At 61.7% G+C, this 15,872-nt stretch carries 12 protein-coding genes; 6 read left to right on the plus strand and 6 right to left on the minus strand.

Annotation, left to right across the window (positions count from 1 at the left end; genetic code table 11):
* Window positions 1-51: 51 nt before the first annotated feature.
* The 6 genes from A5650_RS02360 to A5650_RS02385 form a co-directional block, all read right to left on the minus strand.
* On the minus strand, window positions 52-1,395 hold the full coding sequence (locus A5650_RS02360) for a HAMP domain-containing sensor histidine kinase (RefSeq protein WP_067285894.1): 1,344 nt from the start codon (window positions 1,393-1,395) through the stop codon (window positions 52-54).
* Window positions 1,396-1,399: 4 nt separating this feature from the next.
* Window positions 1,400-2,101: a two-component system response regulator PrrA gene (gene prrA / locus A5650_RS02365; RefSeq protein ID WP_067285896.1), complete on the minus strand. Its 702-nt coding sequence runs from the start codon at window positions 2,099-2,101 to the stop codon at window positions 1,400-1,402.
* A 305-nt stretch (window positions 2,102-2,406) separates the two neighbouring features.
* Entirely contained in the window at window positions 2,407-3,222 is an 816-nt protein-coding gene (locus A5650_RS02370) for a hypothetical protein (protein WP_067285898.1), read from the minus strand.
* Window positions 3,223-3,295: 73 nt separating this feature from the next.
* Window positions 3,296-3,796 (minus strand): DUF6197 family protein, encoded by a 501-nt coding sequence (locus tag A5650_RS02375; protein WP_231992491.1) that lies wholly within the window; start codon window positions 3,794-3,796, stop codon window positions 3,296-3,298.
* A 22-nt stretch (window positions 3,797-3,818) separates the two neighbouring features.
* A complete protein-coding gene (locus A5650_RS02380) occupies window positions 3,819-4,463 on the minus strand; it encodes a response regulator (protein WP_067285900.1) in 645 nt (214 codons plus the stop codon).
* Window positions 4,451-5,740 carry a sensor histidine kinase gene (locus A5650_RS02385; RefSeq protein ID WP_067285902.1) on the minus strand — a complete coding sequence of 430 codons (1,290 nt, stop codon included), beginning with the start codon at window positions 5,738-5,740 and terminating at the stop codon, window positions 4,451-4,453. Before A5650_RS02385 ends, A5650_RS02380 begins: the two co-directional genes overlap by 13 nt.
* A gap of 279 nt (window positions 5,741-6,019) precedes the next feature.
* Here A5650_RS02385 and A5650_RS02390 point away from each other — a divergent pair, with 279 nt between their 5' ends.
* The 6 genes from A5650_RS02390 to A5650_RS02415 form a co-directional block, all read left to right on the plus strand.
* Window positions 6,020-6,799 carry an alpha/beta fold hydrolase gene (locus A5650_RS02390; RefSeq protein ID WP_067285904.1) on the plus strand — a complete coding sequence of 260 codons (780 nt, stop codon included), beginning with the start codon at window positions 6,020-6,022 and terminating at the stop codon, window positions 6,797-6,799.
* Window positions 6,800-7,392: 593 nt separating this feature from the next.
* Window positions 7,393-7,812: an MmpS family transport accessory protein gene (locus A5650_RS02395; RefSeq protein ID WP_067285906.1), complete on the plus strand. Its 420-nt coding sequence runs from the start codon at window positions 7,393-7,395 to the stop codon at window positions 7,810-7,812.
* Window positions 7,809-10,685, plus strand: a complete 2,877-nt coding sequence (locus A5650_RS02400; RefSeq protein WP_067285908.1) for an MMPL/RND family transporter — start codon at window positions 7,809-7,811, stop codon at window positions 10,683-10,685. The genes A5650_RS02395 and A5650_RS02400 overlap by 4 nt, the downstream gene beginning before the upstream one ends.
* Before the next feature lie 103 nt (window positions 10,686-10,788).
* Entirely contained in the window at window positions 10,789-13,692 is a 2,904-nt protein-coding gene (locus A5650_RS02405; RefSeq protein WP_067285910.1) for an MMPL/RND family transporter, read from the plus strand.
* A 398-nt stretch (window positions 13,693-14,090) separates the two neighbouring features.
* Window positions 14,091-14,321, plus strand: coding sequence for an MbtH family protein (locus tag A5650_RS02410; RefSeq protein ID WP_067285924.1), 231 nt, complete (start codon window positions 14,091-14,093; stop codon window positions 14,319-14,321).
* Window positions 14,322-14,344: 23 nt separating this feature from the next.
* A partial coding sequence (locus tag A5650_RS02415; protein WP_231992493.1) for a condensation domain-containing protein occupies window positions 14,345-15,872 on the plus strand: 1,528 nt, incomplete at its 3' end.

A 15,872-nucleotide genomic window follows, 5' to 3' on the forward strand; every position in this document is an offset into this window, starting at 1 on the left:
TGCTACCCGATGACGTGATTTTTGTCATCGACCTTCTGGCTACGCGCTAGCTCACTGGTGGCCGGGTAGCCGCAGCAGCAAGCGGGCGCCGCCGAGCGGACTCTCTTCCAAAGAGGCTGTGCCGCCGTGCAATTCGGCTTGCTGCGCGACCAATGCGAGGCCTAGGCCCGAACCCGAGACCGACGCCGTCGATCCGCGGGAGAAGCGCTCGAACACGATCGAGCGTTCTTCCTCGGGGATTCCGACTCCGTCGTCGTCGATCGCGATCTCCACTCCCTCTCGCGAACTGGCCGCCGACAGTTGGACGCGCATCGCGCCGCCGTGCTTCACGGCGTTGGCGATCGCGTTGTCCACGGCCAACCGCAGGCCAGCCGGCAGGCCCACGATGATGATCGTCGGGGCGGGAACGAGCGATACCTCTAAATCGGGATAGACCCGCATCGCGTCGTGCGCGGCACGGTCCAGCAACTCGGTGATGTCGACGGGCACGTGGTCGTCCGCGGTCGACAGTTCGCCCTGCGCCAGGCGCTCCAGCGCACTGAGGGTGGCCTCGATGCGCGATTGCGTCCGGATCACGTCGTTGACCACCTCTTTACGCTGGTCCTCGGGCAGGTCAAGGGTGGACAGCACCTCGAGGTTGGTCCGCATCGCGGTCAGCGGCGTGCGCAGTTCGTGGGCGGAGACTGATGCGAAGTCGCGCGCCGACGCCAGCGCGGCCTTGGTCCGGTCCTGTTCTTTCCAAACGCGTTCGACCAGGCCCTTGACCGCCTCGGCGATCTCGACGGCCTCCGTCGCGCCGCGCACCTCGACGTCGGGGTCCTCGTCGCCGGCATCGATCTGACGGGTCTGCCGCGCGAGGCTCTTGAGCGGGCGCACAGCGAATGCGGCCAGCACCCATCCGAATACAGACGCGGCGCCGACGGCGAACACACAGATGATGATGACCCGTCTATGCAGATTGTTGGTGTCGGCGATGGTGGCGTCGTAGGTGGCGCCGACGGCCACCGACATCGGTCCGGGGTAGTAGGGGATATCGACGGTGCGGACGCGGTAGCGCACGCCGTCGACGTAGGTGTCGGCGTAGCCGGGTGGCAGCTTTGGGAGCACGACGTCGGAGTTGGACGTCACCTCGGCACCGCGATGCACCGTGATGACGGCGTCCTGGTTGGTCGGCGACTTCGGGATTTCGTCCAACCCGCGGGGGAGGAAGGGGATCGCGAAGCCGGCGGCCTCGTCGAGCCGCCGGTCGAGGCGCTCCTTGCGGTCATTGGTGATGCCGACCCAGACCACCGTTCCGACGATCACGACGACGATCGCGGCGCCGATCGCAGTGGCCAGCGCGACGCGGGTTCGCAGCGATGGAGTTCGGCGGAAGATCCGCGACAGCAGGTTCATCGGCTCATTGCATTCGGAGCACGAACCCCACTCCGCGGACCGTGTGCAGGAGTCGGGGAGCGCCGCCGGCCTCGAGCTTGCGGCGCAGGTAGCCGATGAAGACGTCGACGACATTGGTGTCGGCAGCGAAGTCGTAACCCCAGACGAGTTCGAGCAGCTGAGCGCGGGACAGCACGGCCGTCTTGTGCTCGGCCAACACCGCGAGCAGATCGAACTCGCGCTTGGTCAGGTCGACGTCGACGCCGTTGACACGGGCGCGACGGCCCGGGATGTCCACTTCGAGCGGGCCGACCTGGATGGTCTCCGAGGAGAAGGTTGCGGTGGAGCCGCGCCGACGCAGCAGCGCCTTGACGCGGGCCACCAGTTCGGCGAGGACGAAGGGTTTAACCAGGTAGTCGTCGGCGCCGGCTTCCAGACCCGCGACGCGGTCGTCGACGGAACTGCGTGCGGACAGCACGCAAACTGGCACGTCGTTGTCCATCGCGCGCAGCGCGGTCACCACGCTGACGCCGTCGAGAACGGGCATGTTGATGTCGAGGACGATCGCGTCCGGGCGAGTCTCGGTTGCGCTGCGCAGCGCCTCGGCGCCGTCCACCGCGGTGGCCACGTCGAAGCCTGATAACCGTAGGCCCCGCTCGAGCGAGGCGAGTACGTCAGGGTCGTCGTCGACTACGAGAACCCGAGGTGAGGCTCCGCCACTTTCCATAGAGCCAATATTGCCTGAAGGACGGCTGCTTTCGCGGGAAGCCGTGCGATCAAGGGTGCGTCGCGAATCGAGTCCGAAACCGGTCTCGATTTCCCTAGCGGTATCGGCGACGAAGGGCTGAAAAACGAGCTCACGATCGGTCAGCTTCACGGTGATCCACTTCAGACGCTCCGTGTGTCCGCCGCCGTAAAGAAGTTTGCGGAGCGGCACTTGAGCTTTTGCTGGGTCGTAGGGTGGGCGACCGCTGGCTCCGAATGCGTGGTCGTCACCTCCGCAGCAATGTGGTCCTATATAAGGGGCAGTCTTCAGCGCAGTTCGGTGACATTCGCGTCATCGCTCCTCGAGCGAACTGTCACAAGAGGCGCTTTTGGATCGGTGGTTTCCGGCACCGTCACCTTCGTGTCACCATGAGGCTTCTCGGATTGCGCGCGAACCCGGTAAGGTCCGGGGCCTGGTAAGCCCAAGGTGACGTTACCGTGGGCAGTTGCCTCAGTAACGCGCGGCACCTCACTGAAATCCACTGAGATACTGCCGAATTCGGTGTTTGCCTTGAACGATTCCGTGACGCCGATTCTGGTGCTGGCCTTGATATCACCCCGGCTGACGTTGACATCGATCATCCGAGCCGAGCCGCCGAGCGTAACGGCTCCGCCGTCGATATCGGCGACTAATTGATCGAGCTCGGCATCGGCGACTAGCGAGCCAGCACGATGGTTGACCGTCACGCTCAATCCTCGTGCGACCGCCGGCGGGAGAATGACTTTGAGTTCTCCGGCGCCATTGAAAGCCAAGAAACCCAAACCTTTGTCCCCGAGCGTCACCCGGCTGCGGTCACCCACATCAGTGATTGTCAGGCGTGTGTCGACCCGGGCGAGCATGCCCAGCTCGACGCGGGGTTCGGTGGCATTGTCGTCGGCGACGAGAAGGACGGTCACCGGCACGTCGCCGGTGTCGACGACCAAGGATCGCATGGCCGTCGGCAGCGTCTGCCTGTCATTGACGACGCGACTGTTGCCAATTCCGAAGGCGAGCACGCCGAGGCCGCCCACGATAGCGAGCGATACCAGGGCTGCGATGAACATGATGACGACGCGCACTGCGGTGCGGAGGCCGCTGGACATTATGGGCGGCGGCCTCCGTCCTGGCGGAGGCGGAGCTTGCCTCCGGACCTAAAGGAGCACAGTTTTGCGCGGCTCACGGCTGCTTCTGTTCCTGCGCATCAAGGTGTGCGGCAGCCCGCTTGAGCAACAGCACCGCATCGGCCCAGCTGGTATGGATATCGTCGTTAAAAGCATCCAGGCTTGGCCAGCCGGAGGCGGTGACGGTATTTGCCAGCCGAAGCAGCATGCCCTCCAGTCGATCGACCTGCGCTTGTACCGCGTAGGGGTGCACGGCGTGCCAATAGCCAGCCGCCGCGCGCAGCGCCCCGCCGAGGCAGAAGCTGCACGGTGTGGCGCCGGACTCGGTGCGCACCACATATCCGCCGGCGCCGACGTGCTCAGTGTGCACTCGTACCCATTCGCCAAGGGCGTCGACGGCCGGGTGTACCTCACTGCCACCGGCGTCGCGACAATAGGTGCCTTGTGTCCACCCACCGTCGACCTCGATGAGTGTCAGCGCGCCCTCGAGGACCTCTCGGTCACTTATCATCCTCAAGCGCTCAGTGGATTGGAGGGAGGAGGCGATCGTCGTCATGATCGGTGATCCTTTCTTTCCGTTACGACTCGAGGTAGCGCAGTACGGCCAGGACACGGCGGTTTTCGGTGTCATCTGGGGCGAGCGCCAACTTCATGAAGATTGAGGCGATGTGTTTCTCGGCTGAACCGGTCGAGATATGCAGAGTCGCTGCGATCGCCGAGTTGGTTCTTCCTTCGGCCATCAGCTGCAGCACCTCTCTCTCGCGGGGAGTCAGCTGATCCAGGGCGCTGCGACGATGCGATCGCGCGAGGATCTGGGATACGACTTCGGGGTCGAGAAGGGTTCCGCCGCTGCCGACGACCTCGACTGCGTCCAGGAACGCCGGTACGTCGGCGACGCGGTCTTTGAGGAGGTAGCCGAAGCCGCGGGTGTCTGAGGTGATCAGATCGGAGGCGTAGCGCTCCTCGACGTAGTGCGACAACACAAGTACGGGTGATTCTGGATTTTGGCTTCGCAGCAGCGCGGCGGCGCGGATGCCCTCGTCCGTGAACGTCGGCGGCATTCTCACATCGACGATCACGAGATCCGGCTTTGTCTCATTCACCAAAGTCAGCAGGTTCAAGGCATCGCTCACGCTCGCAACAACCTGATGGCCGGCGTCGGTGAGTATGCGTTCGATGCCCGCGCGCAGCAGCGTCGAATCCTCGGCGATCACGATGCGCATGGCAGCACCGCCGTGACGATCGTGGGCCCATTGACCGGGCTAGAGATCTCAAACGTTCCGCGTGCGGCGCGAACACGCTCGGCCAACCCGCGCAAGCCGGTAGAGATCGCGCTGTCGGCGATGTGAGCGCCACCGCGGCCGTCGTCGAATACCGAGATGTGAAGACTTTTTTCGTCCTCGTCGAGTTGAATCGTCACAACGGCCCGTGATGCCTGTGCATGTTTTGCGACGTTCGTGAGTGCCTCGGCGACGACGAAGTACGCGACCGACTCCGTCTCCTGGGGGGTGCGCCGAGGTAGATCGATGTTCAGCGTGGTCGGGACCCCGGAGTTCTGGGCGCGCTGCACGACCGCTGACAGTGCGGCGTCAAGGCCGCGGTCGGAGAGGATCGTCGGTGCGATCCCACGCACCACGTTACGCAGTTCCACCAGAGCGGTTTTCGCCTCATCGTGGGCCTCGGCGATAAGTGCCTTGGCGGCGATCGGGTCGGTGTCGAACTTCGTTTGAGCCAGACCGATCGTCATCGCCAGCGACACAAGCCGCGGCTGCACACTGTCATGCAGGTCCCGCTCGATGCGGTGCCGCTCGTTGTGCGCCAAGGACACCGCGCCCAACCTTGCGTCGGCGAGCTCGTCCACCTCGTTCTGCAGCATCGCGGCCGCGGACGGTGGCAGCAGCCAAAGGTCGATTTTGGCGTCGATAACCGGCGCGAAGACCAGGATGGCGGCCGCTGCCACCAACGCGACAACGGCTAACGGCCACGCTAGACCCGACAGGAAGGACACGGCGGAGCCGTCACCACGGCTCATGGCCATGGCCGCGGCCGGCGCCAGAAACGCGAATGCCAGAAGGACCAGCGCGACACCCGCGGCTGCAAGGTCATAAACCATCCGAAGAAGATGATGTGAGCAGCCCTTCCAGAACCGGCTGCTGCTGATGTCCAGCCACAGCTGGTGAAGCCAGCGTTGGAACCCGTTGTAATGCGAGCGTTTCCGGGGCGGCACTTCGATGCCCATGCCGAAAACGGCTTCGCTTCGCACGCGTTCGAGCCACTGCGCGCCGCGCAACAAGTACACGAATAACACGGTGCCGAGCATGAATCCGACTACCGAAGGGATCGTTGCGATCGCGATGATCGCGATGACGATCGGTACCCACAGCCACATGATTGCGATCGCCGCGCCAGCGATAAGTGATGCGCTGGGTACCAGGCCGATGTGGCGAAGCGCTGGCCGCGTGCTGATATCAGCCGTAAGCGGCTCGACCTCTCGATCCATGACTGTGACCACATCCTCAACGTACGGACCGGAGCGGCGTGAAAACATGCCGATTACCGGACTGTTTAGGGGGGGTTATCCCCCCTAAACCCACCCACTCCCCGACCGCGTCACGGTGTTGTCAAGCGTACGGCCGAACGGCGCAACTAGCACCGCCTCAGTCTGCGAGATCGCACGTCACGAGGGTGCGACGGTCGCCAGCCGGGTATTGCGTGTCGGGGAGGCCCTCGGCGGGCGGGCATCAACCGGTCGCCGCCGTCGTAGTACCGTCCCACCGTGGTGGAATTGGCATACGAGGACCGTGGCGACGGCCAGCCGGTGCTGTTCATCGCGGGGCAGGGCGGGGTCGGACGCACCTGGGATGTCCATCAGGTGCCCGCGTTCCGGGCAGCCGGCTACCGGGTGATCACATTCGATAACCGGGGAGTCGGTGCCACGGCGAACGCCGAAGGTTTCACCACGGCGACAATGGTGTCGGATACCGTGGAGTTGATCGAGAAACTCGACCTCGCCCCCGTCCGTATCGTGGCCACTTCGATGGGTTCATACATCGCACAAGAGCTGATGCTGGCCAGACCCGAGTTGGTGAGGCAGGCGGCGTTGATGGCCACGCGTGGACGCCACGACCGCGCCCGTGAATTCTTCCGCGAAGCTGAAGAGGATTTCGTCGATGCCGGGCTGCAACTTCCGCCCAGGTACGAAGCGAAACTGCGCCTGCTTGAGAACTTCTCACCGACAACTCTGAACAACGACGAAGCCGTTCAGGATTGGATCGACACATTCACGATGTGGCCGACGAAGTCGACTCCCGGAATCCGCGCGCAGTACGGCGTCGCGCCGAGCAACAACCGCCTGCGCGTCTACAAGGTGATCACCACACCGGTACTGGTGATCGGCTTCGCGGACGACCTTGTCATGCCGCCACACCTCAGCGCCGAGGTGGCGGACGCTTTCCCCAACGGACGGTATCGAGAGATTGCCGACGCGGGGCACCTGGGCTTCCTTGAACGCCCTCAAGCGGTGAACTCGGCGATTCTCGACTTCTTCGCCGACACCTAGTCCTCTGAGGGGCAAGGCTTGCGGAGTATCTACACTGCTCAGAACCTGAACTGCCCACTACGGCGTCGTCGCGGTCAACCCAGGGGGCACCAGGGTTCGTAATGGAGGGGCTCGTGGACAACCGCAGCACGCGCTCGACGGTCCCGAAGCGAAAACTCAACCCCTGCAACGAATCACGGTTCGGTTGCTCAGGGTGGCTGGATACTGTTGCCTGATTTTCGCCGAACGTTGATGGTTCGACTCTTCCTGGCCGAGTGGGGGACGCCATGTTGCCCGCGGGTCAAGATCGACTGTCGTCACGTGGGGCTTCGGCCCAGCGTAAGTTCAGTTTTGTTTCTTTACGCAGCTGGTATGCATTACGATCCCGTATCGCGTCGGGAACCATGTCTTACGGAGGCCGACGGCATGCTTTACTCGTCCAATCGGGTTTTGCTCCCCGAGGTGCTGCACCTTTGCGGTGGGCGCCGGTTGGCTGGTCTTGGATGCTCGCTGCATCCCAGGCTCAGCCCTCTGGTGCATCACGGCGATGTGTAGTTTCATGTTCGAGCGCCGGGCATGGAGACGGATGGAGGGGATCTGCGATTATTAGGGTCTTGAAGCGGGTCTGGATTCCGCTGCTCATCGTCGTGGTGATCGTGGCCGGCGGGTTCACTGTGTCACGTCTGCGTACCGTTTTCGGCTCCGATAACCGCCCCGCTTATGCCGATACGGAGCAGGAAGAGCAAGAGGCCTACGACCCGAAGGAACTGGTATACGAGGTGTTCGGTCCCGCCGGAACGGTGGCGAACATCAGCTTTTTCAACGCCGACGCCGACCCCCAGTATGTCGAGGGGGTCAGTCTGCCCTGGTCATCGAGCTATAAGCTCACCGGAGCGGCAATTGTCGGCAATCTCATCGCGCAAGGCACGAGCCAAAGCATCGGCTGCCGCATCATTGTGGACGGTGAAGTCAAAGCCGAAAGAACAAGCCAAGGCGTCAACGCGATGACCTACTGCATGGTGAAAGCCGCATGAGCACCCAGATGCAGCGAAGGCCGTCCTTCGTGGCGCGGATGATCCACCGATTGTCGGTCCCCATCATCCTCGGATGGATCGCGCTGGCAGTCATCCTGAGTGTCGCTGTCCCCTCACTCGAGCAGGTCGAAAGAGAACACGCGATAACGCTGACTCCCGACGATGCGCCGTCGTTCAAAGCGATGCAGCGCATGGGCGAGGTCTTCGGCGAAGCCGATTCCGACAGTGTGGCGATGATCGTCCTGGAGGGTGAGCAGCCCCTCGGCGATGCGGCGCATGCGTACTACGACGACATCATCCGTCAGCTGGAAGCCGACACCGCGCACGTCAAATACGTACGAGACTTCTGGGGCGATCCGCTCACGGCGCAGGCCGCACAAAGCGATGACGGCAAAGCCGCGTATGTGCAAGTGAATCTCAACGGTCAAGCGGGGCAGAGCTCGTCGAACGACGCCGTGGAAGCGGTCCGGGAGATGGTCGATCGCACACCGGCGCCCCCGGGCGTCACGGCTTATGTCACAGGTCCGGCCGCCTTCGTTGCAGACTTGGGCGAAAGTGGCAACCGGACGGTCATGTTGGTCACTGTGGTGAGCGTCTCGGTGATTTTCCTGATGCTGCTCCTCGTGTACCGATCGATCGTCACCGTAATCGTCTCGCTGCTGATGGTCGGACTGCAATTACAGGTTGCCCGGGGGTTCGTTGCCTTCCTTGGCGATCAAGAGCTTCTCAGCCTCACCACCTTCGTCGTCAATTTGCTGGTATCGCTCGTCATTGCGGCCGGAACCGACTACGGAATCTTCTTCTTCGGGCGGTATCAGGAGGCGCGGCTGGAGGGCGAAGATCGGCTGACGGCCTTCTACATCACCTACCGCGGCGTCGCCAAGGTGGTCCTGGCTTCTGGCTTGACCATTGCCGGGGCGGTGTTCTGTCTGAGCTTCACCCGGCTGCCATACTTCCGACCCCTAGGCGTTCCAGGTGCTGTCGGTGTCCTTGTTGCGGTCGCTGTGGCACTCACGCTTATCCCTGCCGTCATCGCCCTGGGCAGCCGATTTGGGCTGTTCGAGCCGAAGCGGAAGGTTGTCGGCCGTCGATGGCGGCGGGTGGGCACTGCCGTCGTACGGTGGCCGGGACCAATTCTCGTCGCGACATTCGCGCTCGCACTTGTAGGGCTCTTGGCGCTGCCGGGATATCGACCCAGCTATAACGATATTGACAGCATTCCCAAGGATATTCCCGCCAATCAGGGTTTCGATGCCGCGAAGCGTCACTTTCCTGGGTCACTCATGATGACGCCGGACATTCTGCTTGTTGAGGCAGATCATGATATGCGCAATTCGGCCGACTTCCTTGTGCTGAACAAACTTGCCAAGGGCATACTCGCCGTTCCCGGAGTTTCCCGGGTGCAGGCCCCAACGAGACCCGCGGGAGAGCCGCTCGAACATACGACGATCCCTTCCATAATGAGCATGAGCCAAGCGAGTCAGGTTCAGAACCTGCCTTTCCAGGAAAATCGCATGGACGACATGCTGGTGCAGGCCGAGGAAATGGGTCGAACGATAAGCCTGATGCAGCGCATGTACGGCTTGATGCAGGAGCTTTACAACACCACTCATCGCATGGTCGGCACTACGCACGAACTCGAAGACATCACGAATGAACTGCGCGATCACATTTCGGACTTCGACGACTGGTTCCGGCCGATCCGCAATTACTTTTACTGGGAGCCGCACTGCTTCAACATCCCTATTTGTTGGTCGCTCCGATCGATATTTGACGTGATCGACGGCATTGACAAGATAACTCTTCAGATGCGCGACCTGGTCACGAATCTCGATCAGTTGGATGCGCTCATGCCGCAGCTCATTGCGCAGTTCCCGCCGATGATCGCGACCATGGAAAGCACACGGACCATGATGCTGACGATGCACAGCACCATGTCCGGAATGCTCGGGCAGATGGGCGAGGGAACCGAGAATTCCACGGCCATGGGCAAGGCTTTCGACGCCGCGAAAAATGACGACTCCTTCTACATACCCCCGGACGTCTTCAAGAATGAGGATTTCAAGAGGGTCATGGACATCTTCCTGTCAGATGACGGGAAGGCGGCGCGCTTGCTCATATCGCACCGTGGGGATCCCGCCTCGCCCGAGGGCATCGCACGGGTCGAGCCGATTAGGAGCGCCGCGGAGGAGGCGCTGAAGGGAACTCCGCTGGAGAATGCCCGGCTTTCCCTCGGCGGCACCGCGGCGATGTCGAAAGATCTGGTCGAGGGCTCGACATATGACCTCTTGATAGCGGGCGTCTCTGCGCTGTGCCTCGTCCTCATAATCATGTTGATCATGACGCGAAGCCTCGTGGCTGCGTTAGTGATCGTGGGTACCGTCGCGCTCTCTTTGGGCACAGCCTTCGGGTTGTCGGTACTGATATGGCAGCACATACTTGGTATTCAAATACACTGGGTCGTCCTCGCGATGTCGGTCATCGTCCTATTGGCCGTGGGTTCGGATTACAACCTTCTGCTGGTCGCCCGCATTAAAGAGGAAATCGGCGCTGGTTTGAATACCGGCATCATCCGGGCCATGGCCGGTACCGGCGCGGTGGTGACGGCCGCGGGGCTGGTGTTCGCGGCGACCATGTTCGCGCTGTTGGTGAGCGACTTGCGCACGATGGGCCAAGTCGGTTCCACCATCGGGTTGGGTCTGTTGTTCGACACGTTGGTTGTTCGCGCATTCATGACGCCGTCGATCGCCGCGTTACTCGGGCGCTGGTTCTGGTGGCCGCAGCGCGTGCACCCCCGACCCGAAAGTGTGGCTCGGCGGTTCGGAAACCGCCCGCTGGTGAGTTCGCTGCTGCAGCGTCAGGAACGCGGGTAATAGTGATCACATCGGCTGGCCGCATTCACGTCGATGGTGGGGTTACAGCGGAGAGCTTCATGTCCGCTGTTGAGGACCTGGCGCCCTGCCTGATGAAGGCCGCATGAGTACCCACCAGGTGAGGAACGGTCCGCGATTCCTTCCGCGGGCGGTACATCTGTTGTCGGTGCCGATCATCATCGGCTGGTTGGCGATCACTGCGATCCTGTTCTTCGCCGTGCCGTCGCTGGAACAAGTCGGGCGAGAACAATCTGTATCGCAGGTTCCGGAGGATGCCCCGTCGTACCAGGCCATGAGGCACATGGGCCAGGTTTTCCAGGAATCCGATTCCGACAGCTTTGCAATGGTCGTCCTGGAAGGGCAGGAACCGCTCGGCGCCGACGCCCACGCGTACTACGACGAGTTGATTCGTCAGCTGAGAGCGGATACAAAGCACGTGAATCACGTGCAGGATTTCTGGGGGGATCCCCTTACTGCGCCCGGGGCAGAAAGCGGCGACGGCAAAGCCACGTATGTTCAAGTCAACCTCGCGGGTGACCAGGGCGAGTCCTTGGCCAACGAATCCGTGCGAGCGATCCGGGACATCGTCGGGAAGATCGAACCGCCACCAGGGGTCACTGCCTATGTGACGGGGCCTGCGCCGCTGATGGCGGATATGAACGCCGCCGGCGACCAGTCGATGCTCAAGATCACCGTGGTCACCGTTGCGGTGATCTTGACGATGTTGCTTTTCGTGTACCGCTCGGTCGTCACCGTCGTTTCCCTACTGCTCATGGTCGGGATTCAGGTACAGGTGGCTCGGGGTGTTGTCGCATTCCTCGCTGATCACGAATTCATCGGACTTTCTACGTTCGCCGTCAACCTCCTGGTCTCGCTGGGAATCGCAGCGGGGACCGACTACGGGATCTTCTTCTTCGGGCGCTATCACGAGGCCCGTCAGGCCGGCGAGGACCGGGTGACGGCCTTCTACACCACGTACAGCAGCGTCGCCAAGGTGGTGTTGGGTTCCGGATTGACCATTGCCGGAGCGATTTTCTGCCTGAGCTTCACGCGACTGCCCTACTTCCAGACGCTGGGCGTCCCCGGCGCCCTGGGCATGCTCATGGTTGTCGTCGTGGCTGTCACGCTGATACCGGCCGGAATCGCCGTCGGCAGCAGGTTCGGGCTGTTTGAGCCAAAACGGAAAATCGCAGTCCGACGATGGCGGCGGGTGGGTACGGCGATCGTTCGATGGCCGGGCCCCATTCTCGTCGCGACATTCGCGCTCGCCCTCGTCGGTCTCCTGGCATTGCCGGGGTACCGGAGTAGCTACAACGATCGACTTTATGTGCCACAGGACATCTCGGCAAATGTGGGATATGCCGCCGCCGAGCGTCATTTTCCTCAGTCAAGAATGATGCCCGAAATACTCATGGTCGAGGCCGATCACGACATGCGTAATCCGGCAGATTTTCTGGTGCTGCACAAAGTAGCGAAGGCCGTATTTGCCGTGCCCGGCATTTCGCGGGTACAGGGTATAACCCGGCCAGAGGGCAATCCCATTGAACGAACTTCGATACCGTTCCTGATGAGTATGCAGCAAGCCAGTATGGTGCAAATGTTGCCGTTCCAGCAGAAGCAGGCGGACCTGATGCTCAAACAGGCCGACGATTTGGCGCGAATGCAAGACATAATGCGGAAACAATTCGAACTGACGAAGCGGCTGAACGACATTACTCATCGCATGATCGCCTCCACGCATGAGTTGGAAGACACTTTGAACGAAATGCGGGATCACGTAGCGGATTTCGATGACTTCTGGAGGCCGATCCGCAATTACCTGTACTGGGAACCGCATTGCTTCAATATTCCGCTGTGCTGGGCGATCAGATCGATTTTCGACACAATCGATGGCGTCGACCGCATCAGCGTCGTGATGCGTGAACTCATCACTAATCTCGATCATCTCGACGTGATCATGCCTCAACTACTCGAGCAGTTCCCGCCGATGATCGCGACGATGTCAGTCATGCGGACGATGATGCTGACCATGCACAGCACCATGACCGGCATGATTGGGCAGATGCAAGAAGCGAGCGAAAACGCAATGGCGATGGGCAGGGCCTTCGATGCCGCCAAAAACGACGATTCCTTCTACCTGCCTCCGGAGGTTTTCGAGAACGAGGACTTCAAGCGCGCCATGAACCTGTTCCTCTCACCGGACGGGAAGGCAATGCGTTTGATGATCTCGCTGAGAGGTGAGCCCGGCACGCCCGAGGCCCTCGCGCGCGTCGATGCCATAAGGACCGCGGCCGAAGAGGCGCTGAAGACCACCCCCTTGCAGAATGCGAAGATCTCCCTTGGAGGCACGGCAGCTACGTACAAGGACATGAGGGACGGCGCCACCTACGATTTGTTGATCGCGGTCGTCGCTGCCCTCTGCCTCATTCTCGTCATCATGCTGATCATGACGCGAAGCCTTGTCGCCGCACTCGTCATCGTGGGGACGGTGGCGCTATCGCTGGGTGCGTCCTTCGGGCTTTCCGTGCTCATCTGGCAGCATATTCTCGGCATCAACCTGCACTGGCTTGTGTTGGCGATGTCCGTGATCATCCTTTTGGCGGTGGGATCCGATTACAACCTGTTGCTGGTCTCCCGCATGAAGGAAGAGATAGGCGCCGGGTTGAACACCGGCATCATTCGGGCTATGGGTGGGACCGGCAAGGTTGTGACGAATGCAGGTTTGGTCTTCGCCTTCACCATGATGTCAATGGTGGTTAGCGACCTGCGAATCATTGGCCAAGTAGGGTCCACCATCGGTCTTGGTCTGTTGTTCGATACGTTGGTAGTGCGTGCGTTCATGACACCCTCGATCGCAGCGTTGCTCGGACGCTGGTTCTGGTGGCCGACGCGAGTGCGTCCGCGGCCGATCAGTGCGCTGCCGCCAAGCCGACAGGCCGATCCGTTGTCGCAAGCAGACACCGCTCCGATTCGTATTCCCAGAGGTAGCGCCGATCGCCAGCATTGATCGGACGGCGCTGATCGAGTAGCGCCGTGTCGATGCGGGGCGAAGACCCTTCGATGCGGTATGAAATCGAGTATCCCGGCAAACCGGACCGGTCGAGGCTGGGAAAGCGCTGTTAACCTTTGCCGCCCTAGCTCAAAGCGGCGTCCCTTTCGGGTATGTTTTCCCACCACGGCGACGTTTGCTCGCCTACCTGCGGTAGCTGGAGAATGCATAGTTCTCCTGGGGATCGTGGTATTGCGCCGTTGATCGGAGGCCGCCGCCGAATTTGCTGAACCGCTTTGCTGGTCTGCGTCGACCAGTCATACAAGAAACTTTGCCGAAACGCCGGACTGACCGTGTTCGGCTTCAGTATGGTTTGGAGCGGTTCCACTCATGTCGACTTCTGGTCTGGAGAACTTGTGAGCGTCAATCCGTTCGACGATGACAACGGCACGTTTTACGTCTTGGTCAACGACGAGGAGCAACACAGCCTGTGGCCGACTTTCGCCGATGTTCCGGCCGGCTGGCGGGTCGTTTACGGCGAAGCGGACCGGGCGGCGTGTTTGGACTACATCGAGCAGAACTGGCCTGATATTCGGCCGAAGAGTCTGCGCGAGAGGTTGGCAGCGGACCGGACTTCTAACGACTAATCGTAGGGCCCGGGGGGAAATCCATGAAATTTGATGACGGGGAAGTTCAGCTGAAATCTGGGCAGCTCGACGCGGCTGCTCGGGCAATGCCCGTAACTCGCGGTCAGCTCGACATTTGGCTCGCCCAGGAAACTGGTCAGCCTGGAAACCAGTGGCAACTAGGGCTATTGGTGAGAATCAATGGCCCAGTGCAACGGGATGCTTTGGAGTGGGCGATCCACAGGGCGGTCACGGAGGCCGAACCGCTGAGGGCGGCTTTTTTCGAGGTGGACGGCCAGGTCCTGCAGCGGGTGGTCGATTATTCGAATGTCGAGCTGGCTTTTCATGATCTGAGGGCGGCCGGCGATCCGGTACAGGAAGCCCGTGAGATCGCGGTGTCGATTCAACGTGAGCCAATGCCGCTTTCGGGCCCGCTATTCAAATTCGTGCTATTCCAGACTCAGCCCGATGAATTTTATTTGTTCTCGTGCTGCCATCACATCGTTGTCGATGCGTCCGGCCTTGCGCTGACCGGGCATAGGGTGGCAGCCCTCTACTCCGCGATCGTAGCCGGAGCGCCTATTCCGGCTGGCTTTTTTGGCTCGCTGCAGGACTTGGTCGACTGTGAGTTGGAATACGAAGCCTCCGCCGAATACGAGAACGACCGAGCTTATTGGAGCGAAAATCTTCCCGCGCAGAGCGATCCGCCTCATCGGCTACCACGTGCTGGGGTTGAGCGTGATCCATTTTGGCCGTCTGAGCCGGTGCGCCTGGACCCTGCGATCCTTCGTCGGGTTGACGAGTTCTGCCGGTTGAGGAATGTGCCGCGTTCGTCGGTGATCACTGCGGCGTGCGCGCTGTTGGTGCGTGGGTGGTGTGCCGGTGACTCGGAGGTGGTGCTGGACTTCCCGGTCAACAGGCGGGTACGTCCGGAATCGAAGACGCTTCCGGGGATGGTGGCCGGGGTGGTGCCGCTGGTGTTGACTGTGTCGCCGGAGGCCGCGGTCGCCGATTTCTGTGAACATGTGGATACCCGGATCCGGGAAGCGCTGCAGCACCAGCGTTTCCCGGTGCACGCCCTCGAACGCACAGGTCGCGCCCGTGCGGCACTGCAGTCGGCCGGTAGAGTGAGCGTCAATTTCCTTCCGTCGCGATTTACCCTTGCTTTCGGCGCCGCCGAGGCATCGGCGTCGTTCATGAACCCCGACCCCGTCGCCGACGGTTTCGGGCTGGTCTTCTTGAGTGCCGGTGATGATCTTTTCCTGAGTACGGCCGGCGATGGGCAGCCGTTGTCGAATTTCGGTGTTGCGGATTTGGCGGAGCGGTTGAGTCGGCTGTTGGCGGCCCTGATCGCTGATCCGTCGCGGCGGTTGTCGTTGATCGAGTTGCTCGATGAGTCCGAGCGCGCCGGTTTGCAGGAGTGGGGTAATCGGGCGGCGTTGACCCGGTCGGGGTCGGGGTCGGTGTCGATTCCGGGGGTGTTTGCTGCGCAGGCGGCGCGGTCGCCGGAGGCGGTGGCGTTGCGGTGGGCGGGTCGGTCGTGGACGTATCGCGAGGTGGATGAGGCCTCGA

Source organism: Mycobacterium sp. 1164985.4, assembly GCF_001668575.1.
Taxonomy (GTDB): domain Bacteria; phylum Actinomycetota; class Actinomycetes; order Mycobacteriales; family Mycobacteriaceae; genus Mycobacterium.

Bases quoted from the DNA above. Each gene is read 5' to 3' on its own strand.
- A5650_RS02400 (WP_067285908.1), top strand. From the start codon at position 7,809: ATGAGCACCCAGATGCAGCGAAGGCCGTCCTTCGTGGCGCGGATGATC.
- A5650_RS02385 (WP_067285902.1), bottom strand. From the start codon at position 5,740: ATGGATCGAGAGGTCGAGCCGCTTACGGCTGATATCAGCACGCGGCCA.
- A5650_RS02380 (WP_067285900.1), bottom strand. From the start codon at position 4,463: ATGCGCATCGTGATCGCCGAGGATTCGACGCTGCTGCGCGCGGGCATC.
- A5650_RS02360 (WP_067285894.1), bottom strand. From the start codon at position 1,395: ATGAACCTGCTGTCGCGGATCTTCCGCCGAACTCCATCGCTGCGAACC.
- prrA (WP_067285896.1), bottom strand. From the start codon at position 2,101: ATGGAAAGTGGCGGAGCCTCACCTCGGGTTCTCGTAGTCGACGACGAC.
- A5650_RS02375 (WP_231992491.1), bottom strand. From the start codon at position 3,796: ATGACGACGATCGCCTCCTCCCTCCAATCCACTGAGCGCTTGAGGATG.
- A5650_RS02405 (WP_067285910.1), top strand. From the start codon at position 10,789: ATGAGTACCCACCAGGTGAGGAACGGTCCGCGATTCCTTCCGCGGGCG.
- A5650_RS02370 (WP_067285898.1), bottom strand. From the start codon at position 3,222: ATGTCCAGCGGCCTCCGCACCGCAGTGCGCGTCGTCATCATGTTCATC.